The 15,171-nt window shown below is 70.5% G+C and carries 14 protein-coding genes; 6 read left to right on the top strand and 8 right to left on the bottom strand.

Features of this window, described 5'->3' with window-relative positions; translation table 11 throughout:
* Positions 1-184 precede the first annotated feature (184 nt).
* Positions 185-1,504, top strand: a complete 1,320-nt coding sequence (nhaA, locus tag OG982_RS01630; protein WP_266790432.1) for a Na+/H+ antiporter NhaA — start codon at positions 185-187, stop codon at positions 1,502-1,504.
* A 583-nt stretch (positions 1,505-2,087) separates the two neighbouring features.
* Here the strand turns inward: nhaA and OG982_RS01625 are convergent.
* From OG982_RS01625 to OG982_RS01600, 6 genes are all read right to left on the bottom strand, one after another.
* Entirely contained in the window at positions 2,088-3,080 is a 993-nt protein-coding gene (locus OG982_RS01625; RefSeq protein WP_266790434.1) for a nitroreductase family protein, read from the bottom strand.
* A 26-nt stretch (positions 3,081-3,106) separates the two neighbouring features.
* Positions 3,107-3,985, bottom strand: a complete 879-nt coding sequence (locus tag OG982_RS01620) for a universal stress protein (protein ID WP_266790436.1) — start codon at positions 3,983-3,985, stop codon at positions 3,107-3,109.
* A 111-nt stretch (positions 3,986-4,096) separates the two neighbouring features.
* Positions 4,097-4,693 (bottom strand): CBS domain-containing protein, encoded by a 597-nt coding sequence (locus OG982_RS01615; RefSeq protein ID WP_266790438.1) that lies wholly within the window; start codon positions 4,691-4,693, stop codon positions 4,097-4,099.
* A 13-nt stretch (positions 4,694-4,706) separates the two neighbouring features.
* Positions 4,707-5,339 carry a CBS domain-containing protein gene (locus OG982_RS01610; protein ID WP_266790440.1) on the bottom strand — a complete coding sequence of 211 codons (633 nt, stop codon included), beginning with the start codon at positions 5,337-5,339 and terminating at the stop codon, positions 4,707-4,709.
* 105 nt (positions 5,340-5,444) lie between these two features.
* Positions 5,445-6,314 carry a universal stress protein gene (locus OG982_RS01605; protein ID WP_266790442.1) on the bottom strand — a complete coding sequence of 290 codons (870 nt, stop codon included), beginning with the start codon at positions 6,312-6,314 and terminating at the stop codon, positions 5,445-5,447.
* A gap of 33 nt (positions 6,315-6,347) precedes the next feature.
* A complete protein-coding gene (locus OG982_RS01600) occupies positions 6,348-7,013 on the bottom strand; it encodes a CBS domain-containing protein (RefSeq protein WP_266790444.1) in 666 nt (221 codons plus the stop codon).
* A gap of 254 nt (positions 7,014-7,267) precedes the next feature.
* Here OG982_RS01600 and OG982_RS01595 point away from each other — a divergent pair, with 254 nt between their 5' ends.
* The 5 genes from OG982_RS01595 to OG982_RS01575 all read left to right on the top strand — a co-directional run bounded on the left by OG982_RS01595 (position 7,268) and on the right by OG982_RS01575 (position 13,711).
* Positions 7,268-8,176: a universal stress protein gene (locus OG982_RS01595; RefSeq protein ID WP_266790445.1), complete on the top strand. Its 909-nt coding sequence runs from the start codon at positions 7,268-7,270 to the stop codon at positions 8,174-8,176.
* A complete protein-coding gene (locus OG982_RS01590; protein WP_266790447.1) occupies positions 8,173-9,036 on the top strand; it encodes a universal stress protein in 864 nt (287 codons plus the stop codon). Before OG982_RS01595 ends, OG982_RS01590 begins: the two co-directional genes overlap by 4 nt.
* A 7-nt stretch (positions 9,037-9,043) precedes the next feature.
* Positions 9,044-11,620: a cation-transporting P-type ATPase gene (locus OG982_RS01585; protein ID WP_266790449.1), complete on the top strand. Its 2,577-nt coding sequence runs from the start codon at positions 9,044-9,046 to the stop codon at positions 11,618-11,620.
* A gap of 2 nt (positions 11,621-11,622) precedes the next feature.
* Positions 11,623-11,901, top strand: coding sequence for a DUF1918 domain-containing protein (locus OG982_RS01580; protein WP_323139217.1), 279 nt, complete (start codon positions 11,623-11,625; stop codon positions 11,899-11,901).
* Between the two features lie 79 nt (positions 11,902-11,980).
* Entirely contained in the window at positions 11,981-13,711 is a 1,731-nt protein-coding gene (locus OG982_RS01575; protein WP_266790451.1) for a GAF domain-containing sensor histidine kinase, read from the top strand.
* 19 nt (positions 13,712-13,730) lie between these two features.
* Here OG982_RS01575 and OG982_RS01570 read toward each other — a convergent pair whose 3' ends face one another.
* Both OG982_RS01570 and OG982_RS01565 read right to left on the bottom strand, forming a co-directional pair.
* Positions 13,731-14,426, bottom strand: coding sequence for a response regulator transcription factor (locus OG982_RS01570; RefSeq protein ID WP_266790452.1), 696 nt, complete (start codon positions 14,424-14,426; stop codon positions 13,731-13,733).
* Positions 14,427-14,516: 90 nt separating this feature from the next.
* Entirely contained in the window at positions 14,517-15,155 is a 639-nt protein-coding gene (locus tag OG982_RS01565; protein WP_266790453.1) for a CBS domain-containing protein, read from the bottom strand.
* Between the last annotated feature and the right edge of the window lie 16 nt (positions 15,156-15,171).

Here is a 15,171-nt window from a genome sequence, read left to right as displayed (position 1 = left end):
CCAGGACTGATGACAGCCTGACACCGTTGTGATCTTGCGGAGGCGTCCGGGGCAGACAGCCTGCCCTCGGGTGGATACGGTGTAAAGAACGCGTCAAGAGCTGGCGCGCGGTGTGCCGGGAAGTCTGGTCGGCGTCCTGGGGGCAGTGTGCCCTCTCGTCGTCGACATACCGGAGGCCACTGCCATGGCCGGCACCCGCTCCCCTTTCCTCGGACTGCTGCCCTTGCCAGAACGGAAGGCGATCACCCGCGCCCTGCGCACCGAGACCGTCGGCGGCCTGGTCCTCCTCGGTGCGGCCGTCCTCGCGCTGATCTGGGCCAACAGCCCGTGGAGCGCGGCATACGCGTCCGTGCGCGACTTCCACTTCGGGATACCGGCCCTCGGCCTGGATCTGTCGGTGGGGCACTGGACGGCGGACGGGCTGCTGGCCGTGTTCTTCCTCGTGGCCGGGATCGAGCTGAAGCGCGAGCTGGTCGTCGGTGAGCTGCGCACCGCGGCCACAGCCGCGCTGCCGGTCATCGCCGCGTTGTGCGGGATGGCCGTACCCGCCGCCCTCTACCTGGCCACCACCACGGCGGGCGGCGGCAGCAGTGCGGGCTGGGCGGTCCCGATGGCCACGGACATCGCGTTCGCCCTGGCGGTCCTGGCGGTGCTGTCCACGCACCTGCCGGCCGCGCTGCGCGCCTTCCTCCTCACCCTCGCCGTCGTCGACGACCTGGGTGCGATCCTGATCATCGCGGTGTTCTTCACCTCCGATCTGAACCTGTGGGCGCTCGCCGGAGCCGCCGGGGGCCTGGTGCTCTTCTACCTGCTGCAGCGGCTGCGGGTGCACGGCTGGTGGTGGTACGTGTCCCTCGGGGTAGTGACCTGGGCGCTGATGTACAACGGCGGCGTCCACGCCACCGTCGCCGGAGTCGCCATGGGCCTGATCCTGCGCACCACCCGCGACGTAGGCGAGGACGTCTCGCCCGCTTCGCGGGTCTCGCACCTGGCCCACCCAGTCTCCGCCGGTATCGCGGTGCCGCTGTTCGCGCTGTTCGCTGCCGGGGTGAGCATCTCCGGCCCCGCCCTGGGCGCGGTGTTCACCAACCCCGAGCCCCTCGGCGTGGTGATCGGCCTGGTCGTCGGCAAGACGGTGGGCATCTTCGCCGGAACCTACCTGGCCGCCCGCTTCACCCGCGCCCAGCTCAACCCCGACCTCGCCTGGGCCGATGTCCTCGGCCTGTCGGTGCTGGCGGGGATCGGCTTCACCGTCGCCCTCCTGATCGGGGAACTCGCCTTCCCCGACGGCCAGAGCGCCGAGCACGTAAAAGCCGCCGTACTCGTCGCCTCCCTGATCGCCGCCCTCCTTGCAGCCGTCCTGCTGCGTCGGCGCAACACCGTCTACCGGCGCCTGTACGAGGCGGAGAACCTCGACGCCGACAACGACGGAATCCCCGATATCTACCAGCACGACACGGCTGCCGAGGGCACCACTGCTCATACGGACGGGCTGCCCAGCTGATGCCGGCGGCGATGCTCGCTGCTGGCGCCCGTCATCGTCATCGCCGCGATGGTCATCCGCACGGCCACAGCGAGCTCCGGCATCCGGGCAGTGCCCAGCGGTAGTCGGCGCTCGCCACCAACCCGCGGGCCATGACGGCCGGTGCGACGGTGGCAGAGGTGGCGATGTACTTCCTGCCCGGACCTGGCTTCCCCATACTCATCATCGGCTTGGCCCTGCTCATCACCGGCCTCGCCATGACCGCAGCCGCCCGCCGGTAACACCACCTGGCCCCGTCCCCACCCAGTACCCGACAGCTTGCTCACCCTGCTGCCCGCCGGACTGGCGATGGCCGCTGGCCCGCCTGCGCGCCCGGCCGACACTGCTGCGCGCCCGAGGCTGGGACATCCTCGCCATCTACGCGGCAGCACCCCCAACGCGATTCCCGGCCTGGGCGGACGTGGCGGTACCGTCGCTGACCTTGTCGCCGCGGCCGCGGCCGCGGTCCACGGGCTACGAGCGTCCGTCCAAGGAGTTGCAGACCGCCGTACCCGACCACACCGCCACCCTCGGGAAGGCTGAACCGCAGTGGGCGCCCATGGGTCTACTCCCGGACTTCCAGGACCTCGGTCAGCGGGCGACGGGGCGTGTCGGGGCCTGCGGGGCCGTAGCCGAGGCGGAAGACCATCTGCACGTGTCCCATGGCCGCGACCGGGTCTCGCACCGTCCACCGCAGCTCCGGCCATTCCAAGGGATGGGACGTCATCGACGTGGCAATTCCGTCAGCGGTGGCCTGCAGAAGGACGCGCTCCATTGCCTGGCCGGCGCGCAACCAGTCGGCTTTCGTGTCCCCCTCGGTGCTCAGCAGAGCCAGCTGCGGCCGCTTCTCGAACACAGCCCAGCCGCGGTCCGGTATGGGATTGGCCCAACCGAAGTCGCGCACGGGGGTGGGGCCACCGGAAGCCTTGGGGCCGAATGCGTCGGCTGGAATGCCATCGCGACGGGTGTTTGTAGCGCTCTGCGTGTGGGAGGTCCAAGCCGCAGTTTCCGCCTGGGCGAGCGGATCGATGTCCTCGCGGTGTTCGGCGTCCCGGACCAGCCCGAGCACGGTGTCGATGTGCCAGGTGTCCGGGACGGTGAGCCGGCAGCCCTCCAAGTGGGCAGCGGCCCACAGACCGTCCAGCAGTGCGGTCGGCACAGGCTCCTCGCTGAAGGGGTACCGGCTGGTGTGCCGACGCCGGATGGCGTCGTGCAGGGAGGCCAGCTCGCGGTCCGCGCCCGTCGTTTCATCGAGGGTCACCGTGGCGAGCAGCCATGGTTCGGCGTCGTCGGGCAAGAGCTGCACGCGAACCGGGAGGCCGATCCAGGCTGCGGACACGCGCAGGTTGAACAGTGCGGCGGCGCAACCGAGGTGGAGGCCACGGTGGTTCGGGTCCGTTCGCGGCATGGCGCGTTCCCGGTCGCCGTACAGAGCGAGGGCACCGCTGTCGACATGGAACACGAACTTCCACGGCTGGGCGTTGTGCATGGACGGGGCAGTGACGGCGTCGCCGACGAGCTGGATGACGGTATCGGGGTCAAGGTATGTAGTGGTCACTGGACTGCTCCTGTCTATGCGCAGCCTCAGTCGTGCGCCACGATGGCGACAGGTGAGGTGGCGTGGTGCATCACCGCGTGGGTGATGGGGCCGATGCGGGCGCCGAGTGCCGGACGGCGGATACGCCGGCCGACCACGACGAGTGCCGCGCCGGACGCGACGTCCAGGATCTGGATGGCAGGCTGGCCGATGACGATGCGTGCGTCGACGGCGAGTTGCGGGTACTTCCGCTCCCAGGGACTCAGCAGCTCACGGAGCGTGGTCTCGAGTCCCTCGGCCATCTCCTTCTCAACGCCGGGGTCGAGGGCGGGAGCGTAGGAGAAGACCGGCGGGAGCGACCAGCCGTGTACGACGACGAGCGGGCAGCCCCGCCGGTCCGCTTCCTCGCACGCGAAGGCGAGGAGCCGGTCGCAGTTGCTGCGCAGGTCCACTCCGAGCACCACCGCTCCAGCATTGTCCGCGTGCCCGAGCGGCCGGTCTTCGCCGTCGGTCGAGCGCACGAGGACGACGGGCGTGTCGGTCTCGGGGATGGTCGCCGAGCCGGTCGAGCCCACGATGAACCCGGCGACAGCGCCGAGACCACGAGAGCCGAGGACCAGCAGGTCCGCATCTGCTGCGGACGAGGCGAGGACCTTGGAGGCCGCGAGTCCCTTGGTGGTGCGGGTGGTGATGTCGAGCGTGCGGTGTTCGCGTAGGAGCCGGTCCCGCGTGAGCGACAGGAGGTCCTCTGCCCACTGAGGACGCGGTTCGGGGAGCGGAGCAGCGAAGGGCCCGTACTGTGCCCAGTCCTCCGCGTGGACGAGTTCCAGAGCCGCGCCGCGCAGCTCGGCCTCATCCGCGGCCCAGTCGGCAGCGGCGCTGCCGGCGCCCGATCCGTCCAGTCCTACCGTGATCCGGTTCGACATGGTGTTCCTCCTGGAGTCGGGTGGTCGGCTGCTTTCAGGCTGTTCCGTTTGCCTTGCCCGTGGGAAGGTCCGAGTGGGCCAACCGGGGACCGATCGGCCCTCCTCGCCCAGTCACCTCCGTTCGGCCTCGGTGGAGGTGAGCCTGTTGTCGACGTCGACGACCCCGTCGACGCTCTGGCAGAGGCGCACCACCACGGGCAGCAGGCCAGGCTGCGGCACGGTGCCGCTGAGCGTCACCAGCCCGTCGTCAACTTCAACGGTGATGGCCGAAGGAGCGAGGTGGAGTGTCCGGGTGAGGACGTCCTCGAGGATTTCTTCCTGTATCGCGTGGTCGCGGCGGAGGAAGAGCTGGATCAGATCGCTGCGACTGAGGATGCCGACCACGCGGCCTTCCTCGTCGACGACGGGCAGCCGCTTGACCCGGTGCCGCTGCATGATGCGGGCCGCGCGGACCACGCTCCACCCGGGTCGGGCCGTGACGGCCGGGCTCGTCATCAGGTCCTCGGCTGTTGCCGCACCACCGGCAGGCCGTCGACGGAGAAGGTCGGCTTCGGAGACGACGCCGACCGGGTGCCCGGCTTCGTCGATCACGGGCATGGCGGTGATGTCGAACTCCCTCAGCAGCCGGGCGATCTCCTTGAACGCGGTCGTGCGCCGGACGGTGACGGCCGTGTGCGTCATCAGGTCCGCGACACTGCGGTGCCTCATGGCGGTGGTGCCTTCAGGCGGAGACGGGGGCGGTGAAATCCGCCTTGACGTCGACGACGCCCGGTACGGTGCCGGCGGCACGTACGACGATGTCTTCCAACGCGGGGTCCGGCAGCGAACCGTTGAGGTAGACGATGCCGTTTGCCACGTGGACGTGCACCTCGACGGGACCGTGCGCGTGGACGTGCGCTTCGGCGGGGAGTTGTGGGAGCAGCTGGTACGTGATCAGTTCTCGAATCTCGGCGCCGATGTCCTCGTCCGGGCGCAGGAAGACCTTGAGCAGGTCGCCGCGGCTGACGACGCCGACGAGGCGGCCGTCGCCGTCGACCACAGGGAGGCGCTTGAGGTGCCTGCGGGCCATCAGACGTGCTGCGGTGGGGATGGTGGCGTCCTTCGTGACGGTCACGGCCGGGCGGGTCATCAGCTGCTCGGCGGTGGTGTCGTGGGCCGTGTCGGTGCCTTGGGGCTTGAGCAGCAGGTCGGCTTCGGAGACGACGCCGACCACCTGTCCGTCCTGGGCAAGGACGGGGAGCGCGCTGACGTTCCACATCCGCAGCTCTTCCACGATGTCCTTGAACGCGGTTCCTCGGTCGACGGAGATCACGGCGTGCGTCATGACGTCCTCGACGGTGCGCAGGTGCTTCATGGCCTTCCTCCTCGATGGCGCGGGCGGTATTCGCGATGGTGGGCGACCGTTCGTGGGCAGGGCCGTCCGGGGCTTTGCTGCGGTCCGGCCACTGCCACGGCTCCTTCAGTCGTGGGCGATGACCGCCACGGGGGCTGCTGCGTGGTGCAGGACCGCGTGGGCGACCGATCCCAGGTGCGCGCCGAGCGTGGAGCGGCGCACATGGCGTCCCACGACGACGAGTCCCGCGCCCTGCGAGGCCCGGATGAGATGCTCGCCCGCGGATCCCATGAACACGTTGTGGCTGACGTTCACGTCGGGGAACTTGTGCTGCCAGGGCAGCAGCATGTCGTCCACCATGTGTGTGACGCTCCTGCCGATGTCCCGTTCGTTGTCCGGGTCGAAGAAGGGGACGTAGCTGTAGGCGGGCGGCATCTTCCAGCCGTGCACGGCCCGCAGCGGACAGTCGCGCCGCGCCGCCTCTTCGAAGGCGAAGGCGAGTACCCGGTCGCACGCTTCGTGGATGTCGACGCCTACGACGACCTCGCCGCTGGAGCCGGTGCCCGGGCCGTCCGGGTCGTCGGCGAGGCGAACGAGGACGACCGGGGTGTCGGTCGCGACCACGGTGGACATCGCCACCGAGCCGACGATGAAACCGACCAGACCGCCCAGGCCACGCGATCCCAGGACCAGCAGCCCGGCGTCGGCGGCCTCGGCCGCGAGAGCGGCTGCCGGCCGTGCTGTCAGGCAGCGGGTGGTGATCTCCAAGCGTGGGTGGCGCCCGTGCAGCTCCTGCGCCGCTTCGGTCAGGGCCTGGTCCGCCCAACGGTCCACGTCCTGGCGGCCCAGGCCGGGGAAGACCGGGTCCAGGGGCCAGTCGACGGCGTGCACGAGGCGCAGCGGCACCTGCCGCAGGACGGCCTCCTGGGCGGCCCAGCGTGCGGCTGCCCGGCTCTCCGCGGAGCCGTCGACTCCGACGGTCACGTGGGTCTTCATGGCTGCGATTCCCTTCGTCCGGTCCGGCGCTCATCACCACGGCATTGCGTGCCGGGCGTGGTCCGCGTGGGTTGCCGTGTCGTCGGTACGGGCGGTGACGCGTGATGCCACGGCGACGACCCCGTCGAGCCGTTCGACGAGGCTGAGTAGTGCGGGGAGCTGACTCCGGCGCTCGACCTGGCCGTCCAGGGTGACGATCCCGTCCACCACGTGGACGTCGATGTCACCGGGCGGCACACCGAGCACCTCCGTGAGGACCTCGCCGGTGACGCGTCGGCGTATCTCGGAGTCCGGGCGCAGGAACATGCGGAGCAGGTCCCGGCGGGTGACGATGCCGACGAGCCGGTCCTCCACGTCCACGACGGGGAGGCGTTCGATACTCCGGCGGGTCATCAGCCGGGCGGCGTCAGCCACTGTCTCTTCGGCGTGGACGGTGACCGCGGGCACGGACATGACGTCACCCGCGGTAGGCGGCCCAGCCGCTGTGATGCCCTGCTCGGAGGAATGGTGCCCCGGCAACGTGTGGGCCAGCAGGTCCGTCTGCGATACGACGCCCACCACACGGTCCTCGTCATCCAGGACAGGGACTCCTGAGATGTCGTACTGGGCGAGGAGCTTCGCCACGTCCTTGAAGGCGGTGCCCGGGGCCACTGAGACGACCTCGTCGGTCATCAGGTCCGCCACCTTGAGGTGCTTCATGAGGCCCTCCTGCTCCGCCCTGTCGCGCGAGGCTGATGTCCGGTGTGGGGTGTGCCCCCACCATCCGCCGGCGACTGCCGGTGATCGAGGGCCGAACGGTCCCGTTCGAGGGCCCGTAAGGGCCCGTGGTTTGCCGAGCCCGGGACGATGGGGACCTTTGGTCCCGTCGGCGGTCCCGGGCGGCCCTCTTCCTGATGCGTCGACGGTGCCAGCGTGAGTGGTGTCCCTCATCGGCTTCTCGGTTGGGAGGAATCGTGGAAAGCACCTTCCGCACCCCGGACACCAGCTCGGTCACGGTCGGCGTGGACGGCTCGGAGTCGGCACGCGTCGCTGCCCTGTGGACAGCCAAGGAGGCTGTACGCCGTGACCGTCCCCTGCACATCGTCTACGGCGCCGACACCGATGGCAGGGCCTTGTACCTGTCGGCGGAGATCATCGAACGGGTCCGCGTCAACGGCCGGGCGCTCCTGGACGACACGGCGGAGGCTGTGTCGGCCGAGTATCCCGGGCTGAGCGTGACCACCGAATTCAGCCGCGCCAGCGCCGTCGACACCCTGCACCGGGCCGGTGGACTCCACGGCACGGTCGTGGTGGGCAACCGCGGCTTGGGCGGGTTCAACTCCCTCATGCTCGGCTCGGTCGGACTGGGCATCGCGGCCATCGCCATGACGCCCGTCATCGTCGTCCGCGGCATCGACGGGGCCGAGGAGAGCGGCACGGTCCTCGCCGCGGTACGCGACGAACACGACCTCCTGATCGCCAGGTACGCCGCCAAGGAAGCCGAGCTGCACAAGGCCTCCCTGCGGCTGCTGCACGTGTGGAACGTGCTCCAGTCCGTCGGTGAGGTGGTCACCATGCTCGACGGCGTCGACGAGATCGCCGGCGGACACGCAGAGACCCTGCGGGCCGTCACGGACGTGATCCGCGGAGAGTTCCCCGACCTTGAGGTACAGGCCGATGCGGAGAAGAGCATCTCCGTGGCCGGTGTCCTCGTCGAGGCGTCCCGTCACGCCGACCTGCTCGTCATGGGCGGCCGCCGGGTCCCAGGGCCCCTCGGACTCGCCCCCAACCTGGGCAAGGCCACGCACAGCCTGCTGCACCACGCCCACTGCCCCGTCCTCCTCATCCCCCGGACCGGTAGCGACTTCGGGAGTCAGTCATGACCAGTCACCCGTCAGCAAGCCGTGACATCGTCGTGGGCATCGACCCGGACAGGGACTGGCACCTCGCCCTGGCCTGGGCCGCCGACGAGGCGCAACGGCGCAGGCTCCCGCTGCGCCTGGTGCTCGCCGTACCGCCCCAGCACGACACCCAACATGTCGACGACACGCCCCGGCAGACGGCCCTGAGGCAGGCCGGATCCGACCGGCTCGAACAAGCGTGCAACTGGGTACGTGACCGCCACCCCGAGGTGGCTGTCACCGGTGACCTGCTGAGCGGCTTCCCCGCCCCCGTGCTGGGCGGCGCGGCGCGAGAAGCCCACATGATCGTCTTCGGCTCCCGGCACCTGAGCCGAACCGCCGAGTTCTTCAGCGCCGGCTCGCTCGTGGTCCCCGTCACCGCCCAGGCCCGTTGCCCGGTCGTCGTCGTGGGCGACGCCGAGCACATCAGCCAGCAGCCGCCCTATGTCGTCGCCGGGATCGACGGCAGTGCATCCGCCACGGCCGCGCTGGGCTTCGCCTTCGACGAGGCCGACCTTCGGGGGGCGGCGCTGCGGGTCGTATGCGTGTGGCAGCCGCCGCTCATCATGCTGGACGATGAGGAGGTGGCGCTGCACGCCCAGCGCACCCTGCTCTCCGAGGCCACCGCCGGCCTGTCCGAGAAGTACCCGGACGTGCATGTGACGCACGAGGTCCTCACCGGCCACCCCGTCGAGGAACTGGCCCGGGCCGCCGAGCACGCCCTGGCCGTCGTCGTGGGCCGCCGCGGCCGCGGCGGCTACACCGGCATGCGGATCGGATCCGTCGTCCACGGCCTCCTGCACCGTGCCCACTGCCCGGTGATCACCGTCCCCACTGGATGAGCCCGCCATGACCAGCCGCGCGATCGAAATGCCGTCCGCCGGCTCCTCAGCCCCGGCGGGGCTGACGCAGGCCGAGGCCGAACGCCGACTGGCCCGGTACGGCCGCAACGAGGTGGAACCTCCGCCGCCCACCCCCCTCCACCGCCGGGTGCTGGCACAGCTGCGTGATCCACTGATCATGGTGCTGCTCGGTGCCGCACTCCTGACCATCGCGATCGGCGACCACCCGGACGCCGTCGTCATCGGACTGGTGGTCGTCTTCAACACGACGGTGGGAGTAGCCCAGGAGGTCCGGGCGGACCGCGCGGTCGCCGCGCTCTCCGCTCTCTCGGCGCCGCATGCCCGGGTACGTCGCGACGGCGAAGCGTACGAGGTGTCGGCGGCGCTCGTGGTACCGGGTGACAGCCTGTTGCTGGGCGAGGGGGACATCGTCGCCGCGGACGCCGATCTCGCCGAGGCGTCGGCTCTCCTGATGGACGAGTCGATGCTCACCGGCGAATCGGAACCCGTCACCAAGACTGCGGGTGACACGGTCGGTGCCGGCACCGTCGTGGTGCGCGGTCGGGGCGTCGCGACCGCCACGGCCACGGGATCCGCCAGTGCCCTCGGCCGGATCGCGGCCCTCCTCGACGGGGGACACGGGCCGACCCCGCTCCAGCGCCGCCTCGCCTCCCTCGGCCGCGTTCTGGCCGCAGCCACGCTCGCCCTGTGCGTGCTCTTCTTCGCCCTGGGGCTCGTACGGGGCCTCGGCGTGAGCACGATGGCCGTCACCGCCATCAGTCTGGCGGTCGCCGCGGTGCCCGAATCCCTGCCCGCCGTGGTCACCCTCGCCCTCGCCCTCGGAGCCCGCCGCATGGCGGCACGCGGCGCCCTCATCCGACGCCTTCCCGCGGTCGAGACGCTGGGTTCGGTGAGCGTGCTGGCCACGGACAAGACCGGCACCCTCACCGAGGGGCGCATGGTCGTCCAGCACGTGTGGACGCCGTCGGGATCCGCAGACGTGTCCGGGAGCGGATACGAGCCCCACGGAGCCCTGTCCCGTTCCGGACGGTCCCTGACCCCCGAGCAGCTCCGCCCGCTGCAGGAGCTGCTCACCACGGCGGCGCTGTGCAACGACGCGAGCCTGAAACCACCGCAGAGCGGTCCCGGCGTGTGGACGGCCGTGGGCGATCCCATGGAGGCCGCACTGCTGGCAGCAGCTGCCAAGGCCGACTGCCCGGACCCCTCCGAACTGCACCGGGACTGCCCCCGGATCGGAGAGGCACCGTTCGACAGCCTGCGCAAACGGATGACCACCGTCCACCACCTGCCCGACGGCAACGTCCTGATCTGCCTCAAGGGGGCGCCCGAGGCCGTCCTGGCCCCCACGGTGCTCGCCGAGCCGCCCGAGGTCCTGGACCGGGCTCGCCGGCAGGCCGCCGAGCTGGCCGCGCACGGATTCAGGGTCCTGGCCGTGGCAGGCGCCGAACGGCTCCAGTGGAGCCCGCCCGCCGCCGAGGCGGAGCACGGGCTAAGCCTTCTCGGCCTGATCGCCATCAGCGATCCACCGAAAGCGGCGGCCGCGGCCACCTTGGCAGGCTGCCGCGCCGCCGGCATCACCCCGGTCATGATCACCGGCGACCACCCCGCGACGGCCCACGCCATCGCCGTACGCATCGGACTCGTCGAGGACGGTCCCGCCGATGCGGTCGTCACCGGACCCGAGCTGGCCGCGGAACCGGACATCGACCTCACCGCGGTCCGCGTCTTCGCCCGGACCGATCCACAGCAGAAGTTGGACATCGTCCACGCCTGGCGGGCCCGCGGCGCCGTGACCGCCATGACCGGGGACGGCGTCAACGACGGCCCCGCACTCCGCCAAGCGGACATCGGCGTCGCCATGGGCGCCCGCGGCACCGAGGTGGCCCGCCAGGCCGCCGACCTCGTCCTCACGGACGACGAGCTCTCCACCGTGGTCAAGGCCGTCGAGGAAGGCCGCCGCGTCTACGACAACATCCGGCGCTTCCTCGTCTACGCCATGGCCGGCGGAGCCGCCGAGATCCTCGTGATGCTGGCCGGTCCCCTGCTCGGCCTCGCCCTCCCTCTTCGGGCGGGGCAGATCCTGTGGATCAACCTCCTCACCCACGGCCTGACTGGCGTGGCCATGGGCGCCGAACCGGCCGCGCCGGAGGCCATGCGGCGCCCGCCCAGGCCGCCCGGACAGCACATCCTGGCCGCAGGCGTGTGGCAGCGCCTCCTCGTCCTCGCCGCAGCCGTGACAGCGTTCAGCCTGATTGCCGGCATCGGCGCGCGCGGCATGGGCCTGCCCTGGCAGAGCGTGCTCTTCCTGTCCCTGCTCGGAGCCCAGCTCGGAGTGGCCCTCGGCCTGCGAGCCCGGCTGCTCACCACCCAGAACCTCTTCCTCCCCGCCTCCGTGGCGACCTCCGCCCTGCTCGCGATGGCAGCCCTGAACGTTCCCGCCCTGCAGTCGCTGCTGGACACCCAGCCGGTGGGCTGGGCCGGCACCGGGCTCGCCACCGCGGCAGCCCTCGCGGCATTCGTCGCCGCCCGGCTCCTAAGAGGCGCATTCCACAGAAAGGCATGAACATGAACGCGAATCCGCTTGCCCACGGGCACGGGATCCACGCCGAGGTGGGCGACCAGATCGTCGTGGGAGGCCCCACCGTCGGCACGCCGGGCCGCGACGGCGAAGTCATCGCCCTGCACCACGACGACGGCACCCCGCCGTACGACGTGCGCTGGTCGGACACAGGCCGTACCACCGTGTTCTTCCCCGGCCCGGACGCCCACGTCCGGCACCTGCACGATGAAACCGGTACGCCCGGGCACGAGGAGAGCCCGAATGGGGCAATGACCTCCCCCTGAGGGGGAAGGCCGGGCCATCCGGCCGGAGATACCGTGGAAGCGATGGCCGTCTCGCCATCACTTCCGGCCGGAGGTGGGCATGAGCACAGGGGAACAGCCCACCCGGAGCGGTGTTCCTCGACTGCGGCTCGACGAACTGCTGGATGAGCTGCAGGTACGGATCGACGAGGTCAGAGGCACGCGGGACCGGCTGAACGGTCTGCTCGAGGCCGTCATGTCCGTGGGCCGGGAGCTTGACCTGCCGCAGGTGCTGCGCGGGATCGTCGAGGCTGCCGTGGTGCTCGTGGACGCCGAATATGGGGCTCTCGGCGTCATCGGGAACGACAAAAAGCTGGCCGAGTTCCTTCCCGTCGGCATCAGCGACGACCTCTGCGCACAGATCGGAGACCTGCCCTCCGGCCACGGCATCCTCGGTGAGCTGATCCGCCACCCCGAGCCGCTGCGACTGTCGGAGCTGTCCGAGCATCCGGCCTCCTACGGGTTCCCGGACCACCACCCGCCGATGCACTCCTTCCTCGGTGTCCCGATCCGCATTCGCGAGGAGGTCTTCGGTAACCTCTATCTGACCGAGAAGCGCGGAGGAGCCGAGTTCGAGGCCGAGGACGAGGCGGTCCTGTCTACCCTCGCTGTCGCGGCCGGCATCGCCATCGAAAATGCCCGGCTCTTCGAGGAGGTCCGGCTGCGGGAGCGCTGGCTGGAAGCCAGCTCCGACATCACCAGCGCCCTGCTCTCCGGAGCGCCCGAGGAGGAGGTCCTCGAAGGCATGCTGGAGCGGGCCAAGGACATCGCCAGCGCCGATATGGGCGTCTTCTACCTGCTCGGCCCCGCCGGTGAACTGCGAGGCTCGCTTGCCCTCGGGGAGGGAGCCGAGGCGCACCGCGGGATCGTCCTGCCCAGCACTCAGGGCACTCTCGCCGAGGCCGCCCTGGCACGCAACGGCCTCATCACCGTCCCCGACGTGGCGATCGATGAGCGCGTCACCGTGCAACCCGAGCGGTGGGCGGGCTTCGGCCCGGCCGTGGCCGTCACTGTCGGCACCAAGGAAAAGCTCAGTGGCGTCCTGATGCTCGCCCGGCGGCACGGTCGCCCCGTATTCGCCACCACGGAGGTCGCCGCGCTTCCGGGGTTCGCGGGCCAGGCCGCCCTCGCACTGGAGCTTGCCGACCGGCGCCGCGACACCGAGCAGAAGAGCCTGCTGGAGGACCACGACCGCATCGCCCGCGACCTGCACGACCTGGCCATCCAGCGTCTCTTTGCCACCGGCATGACCCTCCAGAGCGCCCAGCGCTTCGTCGACCACCCCCAGGCGTCCGAACGCCTCGCACGTGCCGTGGACGACCTCGACGCGACCATCAAGATCATCCGATCGACCATCTTCGGACTCCGCGAACACGAAGCCCCCGGTGAGGCGTCCAAGATGCGCTCCCGCCTGGCCCAAGCCCTGGATGAGGCCTCGGCAGCCCTCGGCTTCGCCCCGGCCCTGCGGGTGGAGGGGCTGATCGACACGGACGTACCGTCGGCCGTCGCGGACGAGGCCCTCGCTGTGGTGGGGGAAGCTCTCAGCAACGTCGCCCGCCATGCCGAGGCCACGCGGGCGGAGGTCTCGATCGTTGCGGCCGACGGGAACCTGACGGTCACCGTGACCGACAACGGCGTCGGCCTGCCCGCAGGCGGTCGGCGCAGCGGACTGCGGAACCTGGCAGAGCGTGCCGAACGGCTCAGCGGCCAGATGGAGGCCGCGGCGCGGCGCGATGGGGAGCGGGGCACTCGCCTGGAGTGGCAGGTACCTCTGGTCCCGCCACCGCGCTGACCGTCGCCGGTGCTCCTGCCTACTTCGCCGTCCCGGCATCGTGCTCGTGCACTTGGGCGGCGATCACGGCCGCCTGGACCCGCCGCTCCACTCCGAGCTTGCCCAAGAGCCGTGAGATGTGGTTCTTGACCGTCTTCTCGGATAGGTACAGCTGCTTGGCGATCTGCCGATTGGTGAGGCCCTCGCCGATGAGCTCCAGGACGGCCCGCTCCCGTTCGGACAGAGCCGCCAGGCGGGCGTCCTCCGGCGCCTTCGCCGTTTCCGGGTCGCGCAGGGAGTGCATGAGGCGGGCGGTGGTCGCAGGGTCCAGCATGGACTGTCCGGTGGCGACCGTGCGTACGGCCGAGACCAGATCGGAGCCCTTGATCTGCTTCAGGACGTAGCCGGAAGCCCCTGCCATGATCGCGTCCAAGAGGGCGTCCTCGTCGTCGAACGAGGTCAGCATCAAGCAGGCCAGGCCCGGCATGCGCGAGCGCAGCTCGCGGCAGACGGTGATGCCGTCACTGTCGGGTAGCCGGACGTCGAGTACGGCGACGTCCGGACGGAGCGCCGGCCCGCGGGCGAGCGCCTGCTCGGCCGTTCCGGCTTCGCCTACGACCGTGATGTCCGGCTCTGCGTCCAGGAGGTCCCGCAGCCCGCGCCGGACCACCTCGTGGTCATCGAGGAGGAACACCTTGATAGGCGCTCCGGCGGACGGGTTCGGATCCTCGGACATGATCGCCCCTGGCTCGGTCCGTGCTGTGCGTTTCCCTACGAATTGTCTCAGGAAGACGCACAATGCACCCGTGGCCAACGAGCAGGCTCGCTAGGCAGTAATGGTGCTTTCCAGCTCCATCCGGACGTCCACGACGCCCTCGACCGCGCGGATCGCCCGTGCGAGCAGGGGGACCAAGGCCCGATCCCGCAGCGGGCCGCCAAGAGTGACGACGCCGTCTTGTACGACGAATTCCAAGGTCACACCGGGTGCCAGTTCGGTGAGCACGGTCTGGCGGATCTCCTCCTCGAGTTCCTCGTCAGGCCTCAGGAACACCTTCAGGAGGTCGCTGCGGCTGACCACACCCTCCAGCATCCCGAGCGAGTTCACCACGGGCAGGCGCTTGACGTGCTTGCGCGCCATGATCCTTGCAGCTTCGGCGACGGGCGCGTCGGGGTGCACGGTGATCGCCGGAGTCGACATGAGCTCCTCGGCCAGAACTGCTCCGGCCTTCGACGCTTCCTCCAGCTGCTCGGGCAGCGCGGGGTCCCTACGCCGGAACACCTCCTTCGGCAGCAGGTCCGCCTCGGAGACCACGCCGACCACCCGGCCTTCGCCTTCCAGGACGGGGACCGCGCTGACCTTCCACTCGTGCATCAGCTCGACGATCTCCTTGTAGGACGCCTCCCGGCCGATGGCGACGGCGGTGTGCGTCATGACGTCACTGACGGTGTAGCGGGATGCGGGCATGACCGGCTCCTTCGGC

This window comes from Streptomyces sp. NBC_01551, from assembly GCF_026339935.1.
Classification (GTDB): domain Bacteria; phylum Actinomycetota; class Actinomycetes; order Streptomycetales; family Streptomycetaceae; genus Streptomyces.
The sequence above is the reverse complement of the archived record's forward strand: the minus strand, read 5'-3'. Positions and strand labels throughout refer to the sequence as shown.